Below are 6,178 nucleotides of genomic sequence, written 5' to 3'. Positions count from 1 at the left end.
GCTCTCCGTCCGATCGTCCGTGCCGCGCATCGCCCGCCTCCCGCCTGACCAGAAGGAATCACGCCAGAGCCGCCAACGCGACAGTTTTTCAGCAGCCTGCTAGAGCATTTCCTGCGAACTTCCGTTCGCCTGCAATGCTCTAGGTATTTATTTTTAGGAGCATCTTCACCTGTCCGGATGAGTTCATCCGGACAGGATCTGCTCCAGGCCGTTGTCTGATCGCGTGAGTCACGCTTTTCGATGAGCCCACCTCGAGCGATCAGGCTCTAATCCGCCGGCGCCGGCGGATCCTGGGACGGGACGCCGCGCGGCACCGGCGGCGGCGGCACCCAGGGCCGGTCGCCCCGGGCGGCCCGGTCGCTCACCACCCTCACCCCGTCCAGGCCCAGCCAGATCGCATGGGCGCCGTTCCGCCACACCGCGAAGCGATCGATCCGCTGCGCCGCGCAGCGGCCGCGCACCGGCTCGGCCGAGACCACCAGCGCGGCGCCGGCGCAGGCCTCCGCTGCGGCACCGCCGCGCAGCAGGATGGCGGCCGGCGCGGGGCCGGCCCCCCGGTAGAGGCCCCGGTAGCGACAATGCTCCGGCTGGCATTCCAGCATCCCCTCGCCCAGCGCGCCCTGCTTCGGCAGCGGCAGCGCGGCCGCCAAGCCGAACAGCCGGAGCCAGCTCTCGCGCGTCAGCGCCGAGGCGCCGGAGAGGCGCTGCAGGGCCAGCCCCTCCGGCATGCGGAAGGCGATCAGCCGGGCATCGGCCGAGACCAGGATATCCGGCGGCCGCTGCCAGGCCGCGCTGGCCAAGCCGAGGATCAGCAGCGGCAGGCCGAGCAGCCGCCAGGAGGCCTGCCAGAGGCAGAGCCAGAGCAGGCCGAAGGCGCAGGCGCCGAGCCCCCAGGCCGGGATCGGCACCGCCGGCAGGGCGGCCCCCGGCCAGGCGGCGACGGCATGGGCGACGGCGAGGATCGCCTCCACCCCCCAGCCCATCACCCGCAGCGCCGGGCCATCGAGGCCGAAGGGCATGAGCGCCGCGGCCACCATGCCGGCCGGCATCACCAGAACCGAGGTCAGGGGCACCGCGACCGCATTGGCGACGACGCCATAGAGCTGCAGCCGCCCGAAATGGTGCAGGCCGAAGGGCGTGGTCGCCGCCCCGGCCAGCAGCGAGGTGGCGACGACCCCGAAGCCAGCCAGGGCCAGCCGCCGCCCCCAGGCGGCGCGGCCGGCGCCCGGCTTCGGCAGCCGGGGCCGCAGCCATTCCCAGCCGGCGATCAGGGCCAGCACCGCGGCGAAGCTCATCTGGAAGCTCGCCCCGAGCAGCGCCGCCGGCTGCGCCAGCAGCACCGCGGCGGCGGCCAGGGCCCAGGCGCGCAGGCTAAGGGCCCGGCGGCCGGTGAGGATCGCCAGCGTCGCCAGCGCCGCCATGGCGAAGCTGCGCTGCATCGGCACCGCCGCTCCGGTCAGCAGCAGGTAGAGGCCACCCACCGCCAGCGCGCCGACCGCCGCCATCGCCTTGCCCGGCAGACGCAGCGCCAGGGCGGGGATGAGGGCGAGGAGGAACCGCAGCACGCCGAAGGCAAGCCCCATCACGATCGCGATGTGCAGGCCCGAGACGCTCAGCAGATGCGCCAGCCCGCTGTCGCGCATCGCCGCCAGGTCCGCGGCTGGGATGGCGCTCTGCCCCCCCGTCAGCAGCGCGGCGGCGACCGCGCCGGCGGCGCCCGGCAAGGCCGCGGTGACGCGGGCCTCCATCCCGGACCGCAGCCCGGCGAGCCCCGGCGTGCCGCTCGCAGCCGGCTCGATCTCGGCCGGGCCGATGGCGAAGCCGCTGCCGGCGAGGCCGGAGAACCAGGCGGCGCGCTGGAAATCCCAGGCGCCGGGATAGGCGGGCGGCGCTGGCGGCCGCAACAGGGCGCGCACCCGGATGCCGTCGCCCGGGACCGGGCGTGCCGGGTCCTCGGCCCGCAGACGGAGACGGAGCTGGCGGTGCAGCGGCGCCTCGCCGCCGAGGCGCGCCGCCTCCAGCGTCAGCCGCCGTCCCTCCGGCAGCAGTTCCACGGCGGCGATGCGCCCCACGACCTCGACCGCCCCGTGCGGCAGGTCGGGCATCGGCGGCTGCCCGGCGGCGCTCCAGGCGGCGGCGGCGAAGCCGAGCGCCGCCGCCGCCGGCAGGCCGAGCAGCCAGCCGAGCACCGGCCCGCGCGCCGCGGTCCAGACGGCGAGGGCGAGCAACGGCGGGGCGAGACCGGCGAGGGCCAGCGGCGGCTCCGCCGGCAGGCTGAAATAGAGCAGCACCCCGCCACCCATCGCCACGGCGAGCCAGGGCGGCAGCCGTCCCCGTTCGGCGGCGAGGAGCCGCCCGAGCAAGGCCACGACCATGGCCGGGGGGCCACCGGGCGCGGCACCGGATCGGGTCAGGGACAGGGACACCCCGGTCGCTTAGCGCCGGCGACTCGGGAATTTCAACTTAAAAGGGATTTCCGAAAATCAAGTCCATCCTTCCATTGACGAAGCGTGGCAGCTCCGCCCGACTCGCCGGGCGCCGCGCAGCCAAGACCCGCGCCGGGTCGCGGGCGGCATCGCGGCCTTCGGCCTTGAACCGGAGGCCGGGCCGTGATCCACCCCCCAACCTGGCACGCCGACGCCAGGCAGCCTGGGAATCACGCCATGTCCGTCCGCACTCGCTTCGCCCCCTCGCCCACCGGCTTTCTGCATATCGGCGGGGCGCGCACCGCGCTCTTCAACTATCTCTTCGCGCGCCACCATGGCGGCACCTACCTGCTGCGCATCGAGGACACCGACCGGCAGCGCAGCACGCCCGAGGCGGTGCAGCAGATCCTCGACAGCCTCGCCTGGCTCGGCCTCTCGCCCGACGAGCCGCCGGTCTTCCAGGCCTCGCGCGAGACGCGGCATGCCGAGGTGGCCCGCGCGCTGCTCGCGCGCGGCAGCGCCTATCTCGCCTACGACACGCCGGAAGAGCTGGCGGCGCAGCGGGAGGCGGCCGAGGCGGCGAAGCGCCCCTTCAAATACGACGGCAGCCGCTGGCAGGGGCTCGATCCGAAGGACGCCCCCTCGGTCGCGCCCGCCATCCGCATCAAGGCGCCGCGCGAGGGCGAGACCGTGGTCGAGGACCTGGTGCAGGGCACGGTCCGCGTCGCCAATGGCGAGCTGGACGACATGATCATCCTGCGTTCGGACGGCACGCCGACCTACCTGCACGCGGTGGTGGTCGACGACCACGACATGGCGATCACCCATGTCATCCGCGGCGACGACCACCTGACCAACACCTTCCGGCAATGCATGGTCTACGACGCCATGGGCTGGAGCCGCCCGCGCTTCGCCCATATTCCGCTGATCCATGGCGCGGACGGGGCGAAGCTGTCGAAGCGGCACGGCGCGGTCGGGGCGCTCGAGTTCCGCGAGCAGGGCTTCCTGCCCGAGGCGGTCTGCAATTACCTGATGCGGCTCGGCTGGGGGCATGGCGACGAGGAGGTGATCCCGCGCGAGCGCGCCATCGCCCTGTTCGACCTCGATGGCGTCGGCCGGGCCGCCTCGCGCATGGATTACGCCAAGCTGCTGCACCTGAACGGCGTCTATCTCCGGGGCAGCGACGACGACCGCCTGACCCGCGACGTCCTGGAGCGGCTGGGCCGGCACGTGGTCTCCTTCGGGACCCTGGGCGCCGACCGGGTGCGGGCGCTGATGCCGGTGTTGAAGGAGCGGGCGAAGACGCTGGAGGAGCTGGCCGCCTCGGCCGCCTTCGCGGTGATCGAGGGCCCGCCGCCGCTGGAGGCGAAGGCGGCGGCGCTGCTGACGCCGGAGGCCAAGGCCCGCCTCGCCGATCTCGCGCAGTTCCTGACCGATGCCCCGTGGGAGCGGGCCGATCTCGAGAGCTGGCTGCGCGACTATGCCGAGGTGAAGGGGCTGAAGCTCGGCCAGGTGGCGCAGCCGCTGCGGGTGGCGCTCACCGGCAGCACGCAGAGCCCGCCGATCGACGCCGTGCTCTGGGCGCTCGGCCGCACCGAGGCGATGGACCGCATCCTGGCCGCGGCCGAGGGCTGAGCGGCGCGCGCCCTCCCCGGCCGGGGAGGGCGGGCTCAGGTCCAGAGGCGTTCCTTCTGCAACCCGGCATAGAGGCCAGCGACGAACTCGCCATAGCCGTTGAAGAGCTGGGTCGGGATCCGCTCGCCGGTGCCGAGCACCCGCTCGCTCGCCTGGCTCCAGCGCGGATGCGGCACCTCGGGGTTCACATTGGCCCAGAAGCCGTATTCGGAGGGCTGGATCGCCTCCCAGAAGGATGTCGGCCGCTCGGCGACCAGGCTGATCCGCACCAGCGACTTGCCGCCCTTGAAGCCGTATTTCCAGGGCTGGTGGATGCGGAGCGGGCCGCCATTCTGCGGCGGCAGCGGCTTGCCATAGGCACCGACGACGAGGAAGGAGAGGTCGTTCGCCGCCTCCTCCAGGGTGCAGCCCTCGACATAGGGCCAGGGATACCAGGACTGGCGCAGCCCGGGCATGACGGCCGGCAGCGCCGCGCTCTCGAAGCGGACATAGCGCGCCTCAGGCTTCGGTCCCGCCGCCTTGAGCAGCGCCGCCAGCGGGAAGCCGGTCCAGGGCACCACCATCGACCAGGCCTCGACGCAGCGGAGTCGGTAGACTCGCTCCTCGATCGGCATGGCGCGCAGCAGGTCGTCGAGGCCGTAGTCGCGCGGCTGGCTGACGAGGCCGTCGATCTTCACCACCCAGGGGCGCAGCGGCAGCTTCTGGGCCGAGCGGTAGACGCCCTTGTCGGTGCCGAACTCGTAGTAGTTGTTGTAGGTCGTCGCGTCCTTCTCGGCCGTGATGTCACGTCCCGGAAGATAGCGGGGATTGCGCGCGGCGCCGCCGATCTCCTGCGCCGCCGCCGGCCCGGCCAGGCCGGCAACGGCGAGGCCTGCCGCGGCCTGCAGCGCCGCCCGACGGCCGAACACGAGCGGTTCGGGCGTGGCGGCGCGCTCGGGCAGCTCCCAGCCGCGCGGGATTCGAATCAGCATCGCAGGCCTCCGTGGCGCCCGACCGGGGCCGGATCGGGGCGGGTCCGGCATGGGGGCGGGCGTCCAGGCTGCTTCGCCGAGAGGGGCCGGCGGGTTACCTGTGGCAATCATCCCCGGCTTCTGTGCACTTTATGATTGTATCCTAAACGCGGCGCACTATCATGTGATCTAACACACCTGCTTGTGACAATTGGAGATCGCATGCGCATTGCAGTCGCTTCCGACGCTGCTCCCACCGCCGAGCTCGAAGCCGCCCTCGCTGCGCTCGGCGTGCTCTGCGATCCGGCGGAGAGCATGGCCGAGCTGCCCTCCATCGTCGCCCTGAGCGGTCCCTACGACCTCGTCCTGCTGCGGGTCGGGCAGGCGCTGCGCAACGCCCTGCCGGTGATCCGCGATCTGCGCCGCCGCGGCATGACCCTGCCGATCATGGTCTACAGCGCCACCTCCGCCGACGCCGAGGAAGAGGAAGCGGTGCTGCATGCCGGCGCCGACGACGTGATCTTCCACCCCTTCCGCCTCTCCGTCCTGCATGCGCGGATGCAAGCGCTGGCCCGCCGCGCCCGCGGCTATACCTGCGCCGAGCTGGTCTGCGGCAATGTCACGCTGGACCAGGAGCAGCATGCGGTCATGGTGGACGGCATCCGGGTGAACCTGACGGCCCGCGAGTTCGACTTCCTCGAGACGCTGATGCTGCACAAGGGCGTGCTGCTGACGAAGGAGCGCTTCATGACGCGCCTCTACGCCGACAGCGAGGCACCGGATTCGAAGATCGTCGACGTCTTCGTCTGCAAGCTGCGGCGCAAGCTCACCGCCGCCGGCGCCGCCGAGATCATCCGCACCGTCTGGGGCCGCGGCTACGTGGTGTTCGAGCCGACCCCGGCGGCGATCGAAGCGGCGCGGAAGACCCGGCAGACCGAGGCGGAACCCGCGCCGCGCGGCTGGGTCCGCCGTGCGCCTCGATTTCTCGCCGCCACGGCCTGATCTTCACTGATACGAACGGCGGTTGCCGGCGACCCATCGACGGCCGTGCGTAGGAGACCGGCGGCGTGGCCGCCTGGAGCAGATCCCGATCAGGTGGCCTCACCTGATCGGGCGAAGATGTTCTGAAAACAGGAGCCTGGGGCGCTTCCCGTGAACCGGCGTTCA

General features: G+C 72.6%; 4 protein-coding genes. 2 read left to right on the top strand and 2 right to left on the bottom strand.

Features of this window, described 5'->3' with window-relative positions:
• Positions 1–266: 266 nt before the first annotated feature.
• Positions 267–2,363: a ComEC/Rec2 family competence protein gene (locus tag DOO78_RS23190; RefSeq protein ID WP_243634757.1), complete on the bottom strand. Its 2,097-nt coding sequence runs from the start codon at positions 2,361–2,363 to the stop codon at positions 267–269.
• Positions 2,364–2,663: 300 nt separating this feature from the next.
• Between DOO78_RS23190 and gltX the strand changes: the two genes are divergently transcribed.
• On the top strand, positions 2,664–4,061 hold the full coding sequence (gltX, locus tag DOO78_RS23185; protein WP_111472265.1) for a glutamate--tRNA ligase: 1,398 nt from the start codon (positions 2,664–2,666) through the stop codon (positions 4,059–4,061).
• A gap of 35 nt (positions 4,062–4,096) precedes the next feature.
• On the opposite strand, the gene msrP is transcribed toward gltX, so the two are convergent.
• Positions 4,097–5,032 (bottom strand): protein-methionine-sulfoxide reductase catalytic subunit MsrP, encoded by a 936-nt coding sequence (msrP, locus tag DOO78_RS23180; RefSeq protein ID WP_111472264.1) that lies wholly within the window; start codon positions 5,030–5,032, stop codon positions 4,097–4,099.
• Positions 5,033–5,233: 201 nt separating this feature from the next.
• Between msrP and DOO78_RS23175 the strand changes: the two genes are divergently transcribed.
• Positions 5,234–6,013 carry a response regulator transcription factor gene (locus DOO78_RS23175; protein ID WP_111472263.1) on the top strand — a complete coding sequence of 260 codons (780 nt, stop codon included), beginning with the start codon at positions 5,234–5,236 and terminating at the stop codon, positions 6,011–6,013.
• The last annotated feature ends 165 nt before the right edge of the window (positions 6,014–6,178 follow it).

Origin of the sequence: Roseicella frigidaeris (assembly GCF_003258945.1) — a bacterium.
Lineage (GTDB): Bacteria > Pseudomonadota > Alphaproteobacteria > Acetobacterales > Acetobacteraceae > Paracraurococcus > Paracraurococcus frigidaeris.
Note: the sequence above shows the minus strand (reverse complement) of the source record. Positions and strands in the feature narration are given on the sequence as shown.